Genomic DNA, 15,368 nt, shown 5'->3' with positions numbered 1-15,368 from the left:
CCATGCGCAACAGTCGCTGATCGTCGCGGTGCGATCGTGCCGCGTCGTCGGCACAGCGGCGGGCGTCACGCCCGCGCAGCGTCGTCGGCGTCGGGGGCCGGCCGATCGAGGAGCGGCAGGTCGTCGGCACTCACGAGCCGGGTCGCCACCGCGTACTCGACGAGCCGGGCCCGTCGATTGGTGGCGAGCTTGCCGCGACCGCCGCGGAGGCCGTCGACGCCGATGCGATCGAGCTTCTCGCAGACGTTGTCGAGCTTGCGGTTGAAGGTCGTCATGCTCCAGCCGAGGCGGGCCGCGGCCTCCGCCGAAGTCGGGACCGCGGCGCGACCGGCCGCCGGCTGCGCGAGCACGTGCTCGGCGAGCGCGACGACCAGCAACCGCTGGCTCGTCGTCAGCGTCACCGGCATCACCGTCGTGCCGCCGTCGACCGGCGTCGCGGTGAGGGACGTGTTGTAGAAGTCCTCTTCGGCATGGACGGTGAAGTCGTAGGTCGTCGCTCCCGCGCTGAACATGACGTGCACGGTCTGGAAGACGAGCGGCAGCTTGGCGCCGGGCGCCACCCAGGCCTGCACGCTGCCGGTGGCGTCGGAGACGGTCGCCGCGAGAAGCTGGCCCACGTTCGACAGCCACCACAGCCCGTACTCGCTCGAGAGCGTGAGGAAGGTTCGGTGCAGGTAGGGGTTCTCGTCGATCGTGAGGTCGGAGTCCCGTCCGATCGTGAACGGATCGCCTCCAGCCTCGACCGTGTACCACTCCCCGCAGTATTCGACGCGCAACGGCCTCATTCCGAGCATCCCCTCACCGGCTCCGATGTCTTGCTGCCGCGCTGCACCTCGACGTCGATGCAGACGACTCCCCCAGCAGTGTTCTCGACCATGATCGTCGACTCGTCGGTGACCTCCGTCTTGCCTGAACCGTCGGCGCGCTCCCACCGATAGCGGTCGCCCTCCTCGGCGCGGGGATGCGTGACCTCGAACACGGCGGAGGACCCCTCCGCCCCGGTGAACTCGACCTCCGGCGCTGGAACGGCGACCTCGAGCAGCGCGTCCTCGCCGTTCGCATCGCTCGTCGGCTCGGGCCCGGCATTCACGAACGTGCCCGACATGGCGATCGCGATGCCCACGACGGCGACGATCACGACACCCGCGCAGGCCGCGACGATCGCACCGACGCGGCTGCGCCGCGGTGCGCGGGTCTCGGTCGGCGCAGCACCGGGCGCCTCCGGCACGTTCCTGCGCGGACGGACGATCGTCTCGTCGACTGCCGCGGCCGAGGCTTCGCGCATCACCGTGGCGTCGTCGGCGACCGGTGCGGTGCGGTGCGGTTGCGCGTCGATCTGCTGCGGCGTTCGTGCACGGGTCCGGTCGTCGTCGATCGGCGCTGGGGCCGACGCGGCTGCGGCGACCGGCGGCGCTCCGATCGCCGCGCCGGGGGCTCGGGGCGCCTGCGCCTCGACCGTCTGCACCGTGCGCGCGCGGGTCGCGTCGGCCCCGTCGTCGGGAGCCGGCTCCCGCTCGGCGCCGAGGTTCGGGACCTCGATCGTCGTGGCCGCGTAACCGAGCTCGAGTTCGACGCGCTGCAGGGCGCGCGCGAACTCCACAGCGCTCGGATAGCGGTCGGCGCGATGCGCCGCCATGCCCTTGGCGAGGACGGCGACGAGGCTCGCGGGCACGTCGGCGCGCCCGATCGGCGTGATCGCGCCCCGCTCGATGCGGCCCATGAGGTCGAGCGACCCGTTCGGCCGGCCGGGGATCTCGAACGGCGTGCGGCCCGCAAGCAGCGTGTGGACGGTCGCGGCGAGCGAGAAGACGTCGCTTCGGGTGTCGGGCTTCGGGTCGTCCTCGAACATCTCGGGCGGCGACCACGGCACGCTCAGGCCGACGGCCGACTGGCCCGAGCCGGATCCCGTCGCGCCGAGTTCGGCGACGGTGACCGTGTGCACGGGCAGCTCGCCCTCGAGGTTCGACGAGATGCCGAAGTCGGTGAGCGCGGGCCAGCCGTAGTCGTTCGTGAGCACGTTCGCCGGCTTGATGTCGCGGTGCAGGATGCCTGCGGCGTGGGCGGTCGCGATCGCCCCCGCCAGTCGCACGCCGGTGCGCAGCGCGTCCTCCACGGAGAAGGGCTCCCGCTTGTAGCGCTCGGCGAGACTCGGGCCGGAGCAGTACTCCATGACGAAGTACGGGCGGCCGTCGGCCGACACGTCGGCATGGAAGATCGTGACGATGAACGGGTGCGCCGAGAGCTGCGCCATGAGGTTCGCCTCGGCGACGAACTGCGCGCGGGTGTCTCGGCCGAGCTCCTCGGTGAGCAGCACCTTCACCGCGACCTTGCGCCGCGGCAGCCGCTGCTCGTAGAGGAAGACGTCGGCGAACCCGCCCGAGCCGAGCAGGCCGAGCGACGCGTAGCCGGGCAGTTCCGGCGGGCTGGACGGGGCTCGACGCATCAGTCCCCGACCACCTGGATGGTCCATCCGCCGCCGAGGTCGACGACGGTGCCGATGAGCACGGGCGTGGGCTCGCCGGCGCGGAGCTTCACCGGGGCCTTCCCGGGCGCGACGACGAGGGTGCCGTTGCGAGAGTGCAGGTCGGTGACGACGACGGTGCCGCCCTCGAGCGCGAGCCGGACGTGGCTGCGCGAGATGTCGGCGTCGCCCTGCCCGATCGTGACGATCCGAGGCAACCGGCCGCCGGCCACCTTGCTGACGCTCGGGGCTCGCCCGAGCACGATCTCGTGCACGAGCGGCTCGAAGCTGCCGTCGGGCATGCGCAGGCGCACCTCGGGCACGGGCGCGGGCGCGGCGCCTTCGGCGGGCGTGTCGGACGGGCGGGCGGCGTCGCGCTCGGCGCGGAGGCGCCGGATGTCGGCACTCGCGACGGTCATGCCGTCGTGGTCGCCGTCGCCGGGCGGCGGAGAGGCGATCTCGCCCGCGGGCCGGGCGATCGTCTCGTCGAGATCGAGCTCGGGCGGGCGCACCAGCTCGGAGACGCCCACGATCGTCTCCTCGATCGGCGCCATCGTGTGCTCCGATACCGGCACGGCCGGGGCTGGCGGCGCCGGCGGCGCGACCGGTGCCGGTGCGTCGTCGACCCGACCGGCCTCGACGCGCGGCGGGCCCGCGAGCACGGTCGGCGCCGTACGAGGACCGCGCGGACCGGATGCCGGGGCGTCTTCGCCGCCGGAGACGGCCGCCGTCACGGCGACGGGCTTCGCAGGCGACTCGCCGGCGCCCGACGCGCTCGGCACCGCGATCGCCGCGGTCGGCACGACGCCGTCGAGGATGGGCAGCCACGAGGCATCCGCCCCGGCGCCCGCGGCCGACATCTCGACCCGCTCGACACCGTCGACGACCCGCTCGGCCCAGGTCGACACCGTGGCGCCCGAGACGGTCGTGTCGCCCGCGACGACCTCGAATGCGCCGCGCACGATGATGCGCACGGACCCCAGCGTGTCGCCGTCGCCCGCCCACGTGACCAGGGCGAAGTCGGGGGTGCGGCCGAGGCCGGCGGCGGTGAGCCGCTCGATCACCTCGGTCGAGGATTCGGGTGCCAGCGCCGGCCACAGCTCGGTCGCGATCGCCGGGGCCGTCGGCCCCGACACCATGAGCGCGGCCCCGCTCCGCACCGCGGCGACCGCATCGCCCTGCTCGTCTGCGCGATACTCAGGCATCGCGACCCCCCTCGTCTCGTGGTCTCGTCTCTTCGACCGCCTCGTGCACCCGATCGCGCGTCGCGTCGCCGTCGTCGTCGACCTCGCCCCCGATCGTGGACTCGACGACGACGACGCTCACGTTGTCGCGGCCCCCGTGGGCGAGCGCCGCCTCGACGAGTTCACCGGCCATTCCGGCCGGGTGGGCGGCGTCGCCCGCGAGGATCGCGGCGATGCGATCGTCGGGAAGCTCCTTCGTGAGGCCGTCGGAGCAGATCAGGAACGCCTGGCGGCCGGCAGCGGGGACGAGCCAGACGTCGGGCTCGACGAGGTCGTCGGCCCCGAGCGCCCGGGTGATCACGTTCCGCTCGGGATGCCGCTCGGCCTCTTCAGGGCGGATGAGCCCCGCGTCCACCAGTTCTTGCACGGCCGAGTGGTCGATGCTCATCTGCTCGAGCGAGCGGCCGTCCCACGAGTAGATGCGCGAGTCACCGATGTTGAATGCCATCCAGTGGAAGCCGCCCGAGTCGCCGGCGTCGACCAGCGCGACCCCCGCGAGCGTCGTGCCCGCCACAGCGGTGCCCTCGTCGCCGTCGCCGCTCAGCGCGCGGACCGCGTCGTTGGAGCTGTGGATCGCATCGAGCACCTGCTCGGGCGACGGCGGAGTGCCCGGCTCGATGTGCCGGCGGAAGGTCTCGACGACCGCCGTGCTCGCCGCGTCACCGCGGGCGTGACCGCCCATGCCGTCGGCGACGAGGTACACGGGCGCCTCGGCGAACACGGCGTCTTCGTTCACGCTGCGCACGAGCCCGATGTCGGTGCGCGCCGAGTGCGCGACGAGCGCGGAGCCGCGAGTCAGGGCGACGACGCCCTCGGCATCACCTGGCACGGAACTCCTCGGTAGGGCGGGATGGTCGGGACGGCAGCCCGAGCGACGCCGCCCGGGCGTCGCCCGTCAACGGTAGCAAGTCCGCGGACCGATCGCCCGCGCCTGTGGAGAACGCGGGCGATCCGTCGTCGCGGTTCAGCGGCCGGTGTGCTCGGGGTCCTCGGTGAAGTGCGGCACCTCGTCGAGCAGCCGGTGGCCGCGGCGCTTCGCGTCGACCCGCGCCTTCACGAGGCTCGCGACGGTCGCGACGAGCATCGCGAGCACGATGACGCCGAGCGACATCCACGTCGAGATCTCGGGCGCCCACTCGATCGGCTCGCCGCCGTTGAGGAACGGCAGCTCGTTCACGTGCATCGCATGGAGCACGAGCTTCACGCCGATGAAGGCGAGGATGAACGCGATGCCGTACTTCAGGTACTCGAGGCGCTCGAGCAGGCCGCCCAGCATGAAGTACAGCTGGCGCAGCCCCATGAGCGCGAAGACGTTCGCGGTGAAGACGATGAACGCCGACTGGGTGATGCCGAAGATCGCGGGGATCGAGTCGAGCGCGAAGAGCAGGTCGGTCGTACCGATCGCGATGAACACGATGAGCATGGGCGTGAAGAAGCGCTTGCCGTCGATCGTGGTGCGCAGCTTCACCCCGTCGTAGTCGTCGGTGAGGCGCACGCGCTTGCGAAGCATGCGCACGACGAAGGTCTCGGAATCGTCGTCGTCGTGGTCGCCGCGCACCTGTTGGATGGCCGTCCAGACGAGCCAGGCGCCGAAGATGTAGAAGATCCAGCTGAAGTTCTCGATGAGCGAGGCGCCGAGCAGGATGAAGATGCCGCGCAGCACGAGCGCGATGATGATGCCCACCATCAGCACCTCCTGCTGCAGCTTCCGCGGTACCGCGAACTTCGCCATGATGATGACGAACACGAAGAGGTTGTCGATCGAGAGGCTGTACTCGGTCAACCATCCGGCGAGGAACTGCCCCGCGAACTCGCCGCCGGCGAACAGGTACATGAGCCCGGCGAAGACGAGGGCGAGCACGACGTAGAAGACGACCCACAGGGTCGACTCCCGCATGGAGGGCACGTGCGGGCGCTTGAGCACGAGCAGCAGGTCACCGACGAGGATGAGCGTCAGGACGACGAGCGAACCGACTTCGAACCAGATGGGGAGTTCGAGCACGTTGGGCCTTTCGGGGATCAGGGTACGACGGAACCCGAAAGTCTCTCCCTCGTGGCGCTGCCACTCCCAGGACCGGAGCGGCGACGACGGCGCTCGTACTGACGATCATGGGCCGAGGCGTTGCCTCGCGGGATACTCCCCTTCGCTCAGGCGAGTCTAGCGGACGGTGGGCCCACGTAGACTCGAACCCCGCGAACCGAGGAGAGAGCTTGAGCGCCCGAACGACGCCCACCCCCGCCCGCCCGTACCGCCGCGCCCCCGGCACCTCGTTGATCGGCTATTCGATCTTCGCGAGCCGCTGGCTCCAGGCTCCCCTCTACCTGGGACTCATCGTCGCCCAGGCGATCTACGTGTGGGTGTTCCTCAAAGAACTGTGGCACCTCGTCGACGGCGTCTTCATCGACCAGGAGCACGCGTTCACCGAGGCCGACATCATGCTGCTCGTGCTCGGCCTGATCGACGTGGTCATGATCGCGAACCTGCTGATCATGGTCATCATCGGCGGCTATGAGACGTTCGTCTCGCGGATCAGGGTCGACGATCACCCCGACCAGCCCGAGTGGCTCTCGCACGTCAATGCGAACGTGCTCAAGGTCAAGCTCGCCATGGCGATCATCGGCATCTCCTCGATCCACCTGCTCAAGACCTTCATCGAGGTCGGCGACCTCGGCAGCCCGAACGCCGAGAACACGACCGGCAACGACTACACCGGCGAGGGCGTCATGTGGCAGGTGATCATCCACTGCGTGTTCATCCTGTCGGCGCTCGCGCTCGCGCTCATCGACCGCATGTCGTACCACAGGGTCACCGCGGGCGAGATCCACGACGGCGTCGTCGTTCCGGTCCCGGCGGCGCCGGGGCCCGATGCGGCCTCGGAGGGCGTGCAATCCCCCGATCCGAGGCTCGAGCCCGTGCGGTGAGCGGTCCGGCCTCCGGCCCGACACGGATGCCTCGGAGCGGCCCGCTCCGAGGCATCCGCCGTCGGTGCCGCGCCCGGCCCGGCGCGCCCCGGAAACGACGAACGCCCTCGCTTTCGCGAGGGCGTTCTGCCGTGTTGCCGTTGGTGACCCCAGCGGGATTTGAACCCGCGCTACCGCCGTGAGAGGGCGGCGTCCTAGGCCGCTAAACGATGGGGCCGTGTCGTGGATCGGACTCCCTCTCGGGAACCTCGCTCCGTTTTGGCAACTCGAAGAGTATGACACACGTTTCGGGCGGTTTCCAAATCGAGGCGCCGGCGGGCGCGCGGGGTCACGCGAACGCCGCGACGGCGGCCGGAACGACGCGGATCCCGGCCGGCATCGCATCGGCTCGCTCAGGCTTGCGCACGCCGGCCGCACGGGTGTTGGCTCGAGGCATGCGCCTCACGAAACTCGAGCACGCGGCCCTCCTCATCGAGGACTCGGGCGACAAGCTGTTCATCGACCCGGGCAAGTTCACGACGCCCATCACCGAGTCGGCGGGCACCGTCGCCGTCGTGATCACGCACGAGCACGACGACCACTGGGCCCCCGACCAGCTCGACCGCATCATCGAGATGAATCCCGATGTGCGGATCTTCGGGCCGGCGGGGGTCGCCGCCGACGCCGAGCACTACCCGGTCGAGGTCGTCGCCGCGGGCGACGCCGTCGAGGTCGGCCCCTTCCACTTGCGGTTCTTCGGCGGCGAGCACGCGCTCATCCACCGGTCGATCCCGATCATCGACAACGTGGGCGTCCTCGTGAACGACGCGCTCTACTACGCCGGGGACTCGTTCGCCGTGCCCGAGGGGGTCGCGGTCGATGTGCTCGCCGCCCCGGCGGGTGCACCGTGGATGAAGCTGTCGGACTCGATGGACTACGTCGAGGCGGTCGCGCCTCGCCGCGCCTTCGCGACGCACGAGATGCTGCTCTCGCGCGCCGGCAAGGCTCTCGCGAACACCCGCCTGGCATGGGCGACCGAACAGCACGGCGGCGAGTTCCTGCCGCTCGAGCCGGGCGACACGCTCGACTTCTGAGGCTCAGTCCCCCGTATTTCCGTTGCCGTTGCCGTTGTTGCCGTTCCCGTTATTGCCGTTGCCGTTGCCGTTGCCCTGATCGCTGCTGCCCTCGTCGCCGGCGCCCTCGTCGTCCCGGTCGCCGACACCGGGTGGCGGCTCGACCACGGGGCCCGGTCCGGCCTCGGTGAAGGGCCCTCCCCCGTACTTCGCGGCGGCGACCGACATCACGACGGGCCACATGCGGTGCCGCGCCTCGGCGGCCCGCCCGCTGTCGAACCAGATGCCGCGCTGGTTCGCGTCGCCGTTCACGCTCACGACCGCCGCGACCGTCGCGACCTCCGTGCTCGCACCGGCCATCCAGGTGTCCTTCGCGCCGTCGGTCGTTCCGGTCTTGCCGATGAACGGCACGTGCGGCACGGTGTTCTGATCCGACTCCCACGCCGTGCCGTTCATCACCCGGGTCATGCCGTAGTGCATACCGGCAGCCACCTCGGGCGACACCGACTGCGTGCAGGTCGACGCGGGCGGCGGCAACTCCTCGCCGTCCCGTCCGACGATGCGGTCGATCGCGATGGGGCTGCAGGTGCGCCCGTTGTTCGCGATGCCGGCGAAGGCCACGGCGACGCTCAGCGGCGCGACCTCGTTCGTGCCGATCACGGTCGAGGGACTCTCCAGCAGCGGGTCGCCGTCGGCCCGGTGCATCCCGAACGCCTCGGCCGTCTTCCGGATGCCGCAGAGGTCGAGTTCCTTCGCCATGCCGAGGAAGCCCGTGTTGATCGACTGGACGGTCGACTCGAGCGCCGTGTAGGCACCGCCGGACTCGCCCGCGTCGTTCTTCGGGTTCCAGTTCTCGCCCGAGACGTCGTAGTCGCCGAGGCAGCTGTCGTGGAAGACGCCCCAGTTCGATCTCGGGCGCGAGTCGACGCGCTCGCTGAGCCCGTGCCCCTCCTTCAGCCACTGCGCGAGCGTGAAGACCTTGTACGTCGATCCGGGCTGGAACCCGCGCGAGCCACCCTGGTCGAAATCGGTGTTGTAGTTGATGCTCGTGTACTCGGGGCCCGAGGCGAGCACGGTCGGGTCCTGGCTGTACCGCTTGTTCTGCGCCATCGCGAGCACGCGCCCAGTGCCGACCTCCACGCTCACGACGACCCCGCCGAGGTCCCACCCGGGGTAGGTCATCGGCACGTTCTCGGCGATCGCCCGGACGGCCGCGCCCTGCAGGTCGACGTCGAGCGTCGTGTACACGTCGTAGCCGCCGCGGCGGAAGTTGAGCATGCGCGTCTCGGCGTCCTCGCCGAAGCTCGGATCGGTCTGCAGGATGTTCTTCACGTAGTCGCAGAAGTAGGCACTCGCACCGGCGGTCTGGCAACCGGTGCTCGGTTCCGTGATCTTCGGCTCGACCGGCGTCGCGATCGCCTCGTCGTAGCGGTCGCGCGTGATCTTCCCGAGGGTGAGCATGCGCTTCAGGATGTAGTCGCGGCGCGTGTGGTTCGCGGCATAGCCGTTCGCGGCCCCATTGGCCTCGCTGTCGGGCTCGTCCAGCCGGAACTTCTCCGGATTGTTCACGATCGCGACGAGCGACGCAGCCTGCGGAAGAGTGAGGTCCGACGCCTTCGTGCCGAAGTAGTAGTTCGCCGCGGCCTCGATGCCGTACACGGTGCCGCCGAACCCCGCGATGTTGAGGTACCCGAGCAGGATCTCGTCCTTGCTGTAGCGCTTCTCGACCCCGATCGCGAGCCGCATCTCCTTCACCTTGCGGTCGATCGTGGTCTCGGTGACCGCGTCGTAGCAGTCGTCTCGCGCGGCCTCGTCGGTCTCGAGCTCGCACTGCTGCACCCGCACGTTCTTCACGTACTGCTGGGCGATCGACGAGCCGCCCTGCGTCTCACGGCCGCTCGCCGTCGTGACCGCCGCACGCAGCGTGCCCTGCAGGTCGATGCCGCCGTGCTCGTAGAATCGCGGATCCTCGCTCGCGACGGTCGCATCCTTCACGTCCTGGTCGACGGCCTCCCACCCGACCTCGACCCGGTTCTGGTCGTAGAACGAGGCCATCATGCTCGGCCGGCCCGACGCGCCGATCACGTAGATGTTGCTCTTCTCGCTGAGCTCGTCGATCTTGAGATACCCCGGCAGGCTGTCGAACATGCCGATCGTGCCGCTCGCGGCCATGCCGACCATGGCGATCGCCGGCGTCGCCGCCGCCACGACGAGTGCGGCGACGGCGGCACTCGCGGCGATGAGCCCGACGAACCCGCCGAGCACCCCCAGCGGCGTGCGCGTCTCGGCGAAGTCTCGATTGCGCTTGTTGCGCGGTTCCGACGACTTCACCCCGACGCACCCCCAGCCACAAGCAGTACGCGGCGGATGCGAGCGGAATCGATCCGCGCTGTCATTCCATGACACCGCAGCCGGCCGGACTTGTAAAGCGTCCGGTCGGCCGGTTGCGGAATCGAAGCGGCGCCCGGCCCTTCAGGAGGCGAGCCGGTCGCGTCGCACCGGCCGCCATCCCGGGCGAGGCACGGCCGCGCGCAGCGAGCGCGTGTACGGGTGCACCGGGTTCGCGAGGAGGTCCGCGGTCTCGCCCGAGTCGACGACGATGCCGTGCTCCATCACGATCATGCGGTCGGAGATCTGGTTGACGACGGCCAGGTCGTGCGAGATGAACAGATAGCTGATCTCCCGCTCGGCCCGGATGTCGGCGAGCAGGTTGAGGATCTGCGCCTGGATCGACACGTCGAGCGCCGCGACCGCCTCGTCGAGGACGATGACGGCGGGGTCGGCCGCGAGCGCGCGCGCGATCGCGACGCGCTGACGCTGCCCGCCCGACAGCTGATGCGGGTACTTCGACGCGAACTGCTCGCCGAGGCCGACGCTCTCGAGGATCTCGAGCGCCGCCGTCCTGGCTGAGCCTCGGCGCCCGGAGCGGTTGGCGTGCAGGACCACGCTCGTCTCGACGATGTCGCCGACACGCTGCCGTCCGTTGAGCGACGAGTACGGGTCCTGGAACACGTACTGCACCTCCCGCGCCCAGCGACGGCGGTCGGCGAGCCGCTTCACCCCGCCGGCGCGAGACTCCCCGCGAACGGTGAGCTCGCCGCCGGTCAGGGTCTCGAGGCCGACGAGCATGCGCGCGACCGTCGTCTTGCCGGAGCCCGACTCGCCGACGATCGCGAGGCACTCGTCGGGATGCAGCTCGAACGACACCTCGTCGACGGCGACGATCGGCTCGTCCTTCGCCCGCCCCGGGAACACCTTGCGCAGCCCGCGCGCGACGACGATGGGCTCGGTCCTGTCGGTCATGCTTCCGCCTTCATCAGTTCGTGGGTCTCACGGTTGTAGCGCAGCACCGGCAGCCGGTCGGCTCGTTCGTCGATGCTCGGTCGAGCGCCCAGCAGCTCGACCGTGTAGGGATGGCTCGGCGCGTCGTAGACGTGCGCGCCCTGCTCGACGATCTCGCCGGCGTACATGACGGCCAGTCGGTCGCAGCACGCTGCGGCGAGTTCGAGGTCGTGAGTGATGAACAGCAGCGCGAGCCCGCGGGCACGCCGCTGCTCGTCGAGGATCGCCATGACGTCGGACTGCGCGGTCACGTCGAGCGCGGTCGTCGGCTCGTCGGCGAGGATGAGCCTCGGCTCGGTGAGCAGCACGCTCGCGATCATCACGCGCTGCAGCAGCCCGCCGGAGAGCTCGTGCGGGTACTGGCGCAGCCGGTGCTCGGGATTGCGCACGCCGACCTCGTCGAGCAGCACGACCGCCCGGCGCTCGGCCTCGCGGCGATCGACGCCCCGATTCTGCACGAGCGCCTCGGTGAGGAAGTCGCCTACGCGGTGCACCGGATTCACGTGGGCGCGCGGGTCCTGGAAGATCATGCCGACGTCCTGCGAACGGTAGCGCCGCAGCTTCGCGGCGTTCATGCCGAGCACGGACGCCCCGCCGAACTCGATCTCGCCGGTGACGGCGAACTCGGGTCCGAGCATGCGGGTGATCGCGCGAGTGGTGAGCGACTTGCCCGACCCCGACTCGCCGACGAGTCCGAGGGCCTCGCCCTCGCCGATCTCGAGCGAGACGCCGTCGAGCAGGGTCTGCTCGCCGCCCTTGAGCCGCAGGGTCGCCCGTACGTCGTCGAGGCGCAGCAGTGGTGCGGTCATCGGAGGCTCCTTGCGCTGGAGGTGAGTCGGTCGCCGATGACGGTGACGCACCAGACGATCACGACGATGAGCGTGCCGGCCGCGATCGCCTCGATCGGGTGGCCGCGCAGCATCGAGTCGAAGCCGCTCTTGACCATGAGGCCGAGGTCGGCCGTCGGCGGCTGCACGCCGAGCCCGAGGAACGACACGGCGGCGAGGTCGATCACGGCGAAGCCGAGCGACGAGACCGCCTGCGCGACCACGATCGGCTGCACGTTCGGCAGGACCTGCGTGAACGTGATGCCCGTGCCCGACTGCCCCTGCAGCCACGCGGCCGAGACGTACGGCATGTTCCGCTCGCGGAGCGCGGCACCGCGGACGACCCGGGCCACGTAGGGGATGTAGGCGATCGAGAGCCCGGCGACGACGGTGCCGAGGCCCGGGCCCCAGATGGCGACGGCGATGAGCCCGAACACGATGCCAGGCACCGCGAACAGCACGTCGAGGAGCCAGGTGATGACCGTGTCGGTGCGGCCGCCGCGCCACGCGGCGAGGAGCGCGAGCAGGACGCCCACGACGGTCGCGATCAGGATCACGAGACCCGGGCCGGCGAGCGTGATGCGCGCGCCCCAGATGAGCCGCGAGAGGATGTCGCGGCCGAGTGCGTCGGTGCCGAGCAGGTGCGCCGGCGAGGGCCCCGACAGCGCCGCCAGCAGGTCGGGGAAGTCGGGATCGTAGGGTGCGACGATCGGCGCGAACAGCGCGGCGACGACGATCACGAGGAGCACGGCCGCCGCGGTGCAGCCGAGGACGCCGAGCCGGTCTCGCGTCGCGGTGACGACGCCCGCTCGGCGTCGCTCCCGCGTCACGCGCGCGACGGCGAGGCTCGTGGTGGATGGGGTGGTCATTGCCGGCTCCCGAGCGCGATGCGCGGATCGATGAACGTGTAGAGGAAGTCGACGACCGCGTTCACGACGACGAACGCGACGACGAGGACGAGGATGACGGCCTGGACGACCGCGAAGTCGCGCTGCAGGATCGCCCGCACGAGCAGCGATCCGAGCCCGTCGAGCGCGAACACGTTCTCGACGACGACGGCGCCCGCGATGAGCGTCGCGATCGTGAGGCCGAGCACCGTGACGATCGGCACGAGCGAGTTGCGCAGCACGTGGTGCCGGACGATGTACCGTGGCGCGAGACCCCGCACCGTCGCGGTCTGCACGTGCTCGCGCCCGCTCTCCTCGAGCACCGCCGCACGCGTGATGCGTGCGAGATAGGCGGCGCTCGCGACCGAGAGGGCGATCGCCGGCAGGGTGAGGTGGTGCAGCGTGTCGATCCCGCCGGTTCCCGACCCGAAGGTCGGGAACCAGCCGAGGGTGACGGCGAAGATGCTGATCAGCGCCACGCCGACCACGAACGACGGCGTCGAGAGCCCGACCGCCGCGAGCGTCGACGTGAGCTGGTCGCTCCAGCCGCGCCGGAGCGCGGCGTACGTCCCCGCCAGGATGCCGACCACCGCGATGATCACGGCCGCCATCGACACGAGCACGAGCGTCGTGGGGACGCGACCCGAGATCAGCGTCGAGACGTCCTGCCGGTAGACGATCGAGTAGCCCAGGTCGCCGTGGAGGATGTCGCCGAGCCAGGCCACGTAGCGCACGAGGAAGGGGTCGTCGAGGTGGTACTGCTCGGTGACCGCGGCGATCTGCTCGGGTGTGCCGCCGCGCGGCCCGAGGATGAACGCAAGGGGGCTTCCGGGGGCGAGGTACAGCAGTCCGAAGACGAGGAAGGAGGTCACGAGCAGGACGAGCAGGAGCCCGCCCACGCGTCGCAACAGGTAGGAGCCGGCCGACATGGTTACTCCACGCCGCCGAGCGTCGCCGCCCACGGCGCGTAGAGGTAGGCGAACGAGGCAGTCGCACCCGAGATGCGGTCGTTCTGCACGAGGGTCACCGGCTCGTAGGCGAGCGGGAGCCAGGGCAGTTCGTCGGTGATGGTCTGCTGCGCGTCGATCACGTGGTCGGCACGAGCGGCCTCGTCGGTCTCGGCGCGCGCCGCGAAGATCGCGTCGTCTGCGTGGTCCCAGCCCGCGTAGTTGTGGCTGTCGGTGCTCGCGAACATCTGGTACACGTCGGTCGGGTCGGCGAAGCTGCCGTACTGCGTCGTGAAGAAGCCGTCGATGCCCTCACGCGCCGCCGGGTCGAAGTAGAGGTTGCCGAACTGCTCGACCGGGATCACCTTGGTCTGGATGTCGAGGCCGATCGCCTGGCCGGCGGCCTGGATGACGTTCGCGGTCTGCTCGTGCACGGCCGAGCTGCCCTGCACCGCGAGCACGATCGGGGCGACCGTGCCGGCCTCGGCCACGAGCTGCTTCGCCTCCTCGATGTCGGGGTCGGCCGAGAACCCGTCGAACGCCTTCGCGAACTTCTCCTCCTCGTAGCCCCAGTACGAGGGGCCGGCGAGGGTGGTGGCGGGGATTCCGGCGCCCTGGAAGACGACCTTCGTGAGCGCCTCGCGGTCGATCGCGAGCGAGAGCGCCTGGCGGATGCGGTCGTCGCCGAGGCCGCCGTCGAAGTTCGTCGTCATCATGGTCCAGAACACGAGCGAGTCGCCGAACGTCACGGTCACCTCGTCGCTGTCGGTGAGCTGGCTGAGGCCGGCGGGCGGAAGGTAGAAGTACTGGCCGTCGACCTCGCCCGTGCGGAGGGCGTTGACCGCCGTCGACTCGTCGGCGATGAAGCTGAAGCTGAGTTTCGACGCGAGCGGCGCGCCGTCCCAGTAGGCGGGGTTCGCCGCGAGCTCGATGCTCTTGCCCGAGTTCCACGCCTCGAGCGAGAACGGGCCCGTGCACTGGAGACCGCCGTCGGGCGTGCCGAACGCCTCGCCCTGCGCCTCGGCCGCGGCCTTCTGCACGATCGCGCCGGCCGCGGTGGCCATGGCCTGGGTGAACAGCACGTCGGGCTGGGTGAGCTTCACCGTGACTTCGTTCGGGCCGGTCGCCTCGACCGACTCGACGTTCTGGAAGTAGCTCGAGAAGTAGCTCGTGGCCGTCTCGCCGACCTGGCGGTCGAGCGAGTAGACCACGTCGTCGACCGTCAGCGGTGTGCCGTCCCAGAACGTGACGCCGTCGCGGATGGTGTAGACGACGGTCGTGTCGTCGGGCTGGGTGACCCCCGACGCGAGGCCCGGCTCGACCGAGAAGTCGGGCTTCATGCGCAGCAGGCTCTCGCAGAGGTTCGCGGTGGCCGTGTTCTCCGCGTAGTTGTAGCCGAACTGCGGGTCGAGCGACATCGGCTCGTACGGCAGGTTCCACGTCACCTCGTCGACCGGCGCGGTGCCGGACTCCGTGGTGGTGACGAGGTTGTCGAAGTCGACGGCGAGCGCCGCGTCAGCGTTCTGGTCGGTCGACTGCGCGGTGCAGCCGGCGAGGGCGAGGCTCGCGGCAGCCAGGGCGGCTGCGGTGAGCGTGATACGGCGTCGGAACACGGGGGAACTCCTTTGTCGTCGTGTCTCTGGATGAGGGGTGGTGGGGGTGTTTCGGATGGGTGGGTGGGTGGAG

General features: G+C 70.4%; 13 protein-coding genes and 1 tRNA gene. 2 read left to right on the top strand and 12 right to left on the bottom strand.

Translation table 11 applies throughout. The features are described from left to right. Positions 1-65: 65 nt before the first annotated feature. The 5 genes from LR269_RS10300 to LR269_RS10280 form a co-directional block, all read right to left on the bottom strand. Entirely contained in the window at positions 66-785 is a 720-nt protein-coding gene (locus LR269_RS10300; RefSeq protein WP_231430704.1) for a hypothetical protein, read from the bottom strand. Then, positions 782-2,443: a serine/threonine-protein kinase gene (locus LR269_RS10295; RefSeq protein WP_231430703.1), complete on the bottom strand. Its 1,662-nt coding sequence runs from the start codon at positions 2,441-2,443 to the stop codon at positions 782-784. The genes LR269_RS10300 and LR269_RS10295 overlap by 4 nt, the downstream gene beginning before the upstream one ends. Continuing rightward, on the bottom strand, positions 2,443-3,666 hold the full coding sequence (locus tag LR269_RS10290; protein ID WP_231430702.1) for an FHA domain-containing protein: 1,224 nt from the start codon (positions 3,664-3,666) through the stop codon (positions 2,443-2,445). Before LR269_RS10290 ends, LR269_RS10295 begins: the two co-directional genes overlap by 1 nt. Beyond that, entirely contained in the window at positions 3,659-4,534 is an 876-nt protein-coding gene (locus LR269_RS10285; RefSeq protein WP_231430701.1) for a PP2C family serine/threonine-protein phosphatase, read from the bottom strand. Before LR269_RS10285 ends, LR269_RS10290 begins: the two co-directional genes overlap by 8 nt. 135 nt (positions 4,535-4,669) lie before the next feature. Then, positions 4,670-5,707, bottom strand: a complete 1,038-nt coding sequence (locus LR269_RS10280; RefSeq protein ID WP_231430700.1) for a TerC family protein — start codon at positions 5,705-5,707, stop codon at positions 4,670-4,672. 209 nt (positions 5,708-5,916) lie between these two features. Here LR269_RS10280 and LR269_RS10275 point away from each other — a divergent pair, with 209 nt between their 5' ends. After that, the gene (locus tag LR269_RS10275; RefSeq protein ID WP_231430699.1) at positions 5,917-6,627 is read left to right on the top strand and encodes a TIGR00645 family protein; all 711 of its coding nucleotides are present in this window, start codon (positions 5,917-5,919) and stop codon (positions 6,625-6,627) included. 141 nt (positions 6,628-6,768) lie between these two features. Here LR269_RS10275 and LR269_RS10270 read toward each other — a convergent pair. Continuing rightward, positions 6,769-6,844 (bottom strand) — tRNA-Glu (locus LR269_RS10270). A 217-nt stretch (positions 6,845-7,061) separates the two neighbouring features. Here LR269_RS10270 and LR269_RS10265 point away from each other — a divergent pair. Then, positions 7,062-7,700, top strand: a complete 639-nt coding sequence (locus LR269_RS10265) for an MBL fold metallo-hydrolase (RefSeq protein ID WP_231430698.1) — start codon at positions 7,062-7,064, stop codon at positions 7,698-7,700. Between the two features lie 3 nt (positions 7,701-7,703). Here LR269_RS10265 and LR269_RS10260 read toward each other — a convergent pair whose 3' ends face one another. From LR269_RS10260 to LR269_RS10235, 6 genes are all read right to left on the bottom strand, one after another. Further along, the gene (locus tag LR269_RS10260; protein ID WP_231430697.1) at positions 7,704-10,010 is read right to left on the bottom strand and encodes a transglycosylase domain-containing protein; all 2,307 of its coding nucleotides are present in this window, start codon (positions 10,008-10,010) and stop codon (positions 7,704-7,706) included. A 141-nt stretch (positions 10,011-10,151) separates the two neighbouring features. Beyond that, entirely contained in the window at positions 10,152-10,982 is an 831-nt protein-coding gene (locus tag LR269_RS10255) for an ATP-binding cassette domain-containing protein (RefSeq protein ID WP_231430696.1), read from the bottom strand. Beyond that, the gene (locus LR269_RS10250; RefSeq protein WP_231430695.1) at positions 10,979-11,830 is read right to left on the bottom strand and encodes an ABC transporter ATP-binding protein; all 852 of its coding nucleotides are present in this window, start codon (positions 11,828-11,830) and stop codon (positions 10,979-10,981) included. Before LR269_RS10250 ends, LR269_RS10255 begins: the two co-directional genes overlap by 4 nt. Next, entirely contained in the window at positions 11,827-12,717 is an 891-nt protein-coding gene (locus tag LR269_RS10245) for an ABC transporter permease (protein ID WP_231430694.1), read from the bottom strand. The genes LR269_RS10250 and LR269_RS10245 overlap by 4 nt, the downstream gene beginning before the upstream one ends. After that, positions 12,714-13,664, bottom strand: a complete 951-nt coding sequence (locus tag LR269_RS10240) for an ABC transporter permease (RefSeq protein WP_231430693.1) — start codon at positions 13,662-13,664, stop codon at positions 12,714-12,716. Before LR269_RS10240 ends, LR269_RS10245 begins: the two co-directional genes overlap by 4 nt. A gap of 2 nt (positions 13,665-13,666) precedes the next feature. Then, complete coding sequence (locus LR269_RS10235) at positions 13,667-15,295, bottom strand: ABC transporter substrate-binding protein (RefSeq protein ID WP_231430692.1); 1,629 nt, start codon at positions 15,293-15,295, stop codon at positions 13,667-13,669. Between the last annotated feature and the right edge of the window lie 73 nt (positions 15,296-15,368).

Origin of the sequence: Agromyces sp. S2-1-8 (assembly GCF_021129215.1) — a bacterium.
Taxonomy (GTDB): Bacteria; Actinomycetota; Actinomycetes; order Actinomycetales; family Microbacteriaceae; genus Agromyces; species Agromyces chromiiresistens.
This window is presented reverse-complemented; position numbering and strand designations above follow the sequence as displayed.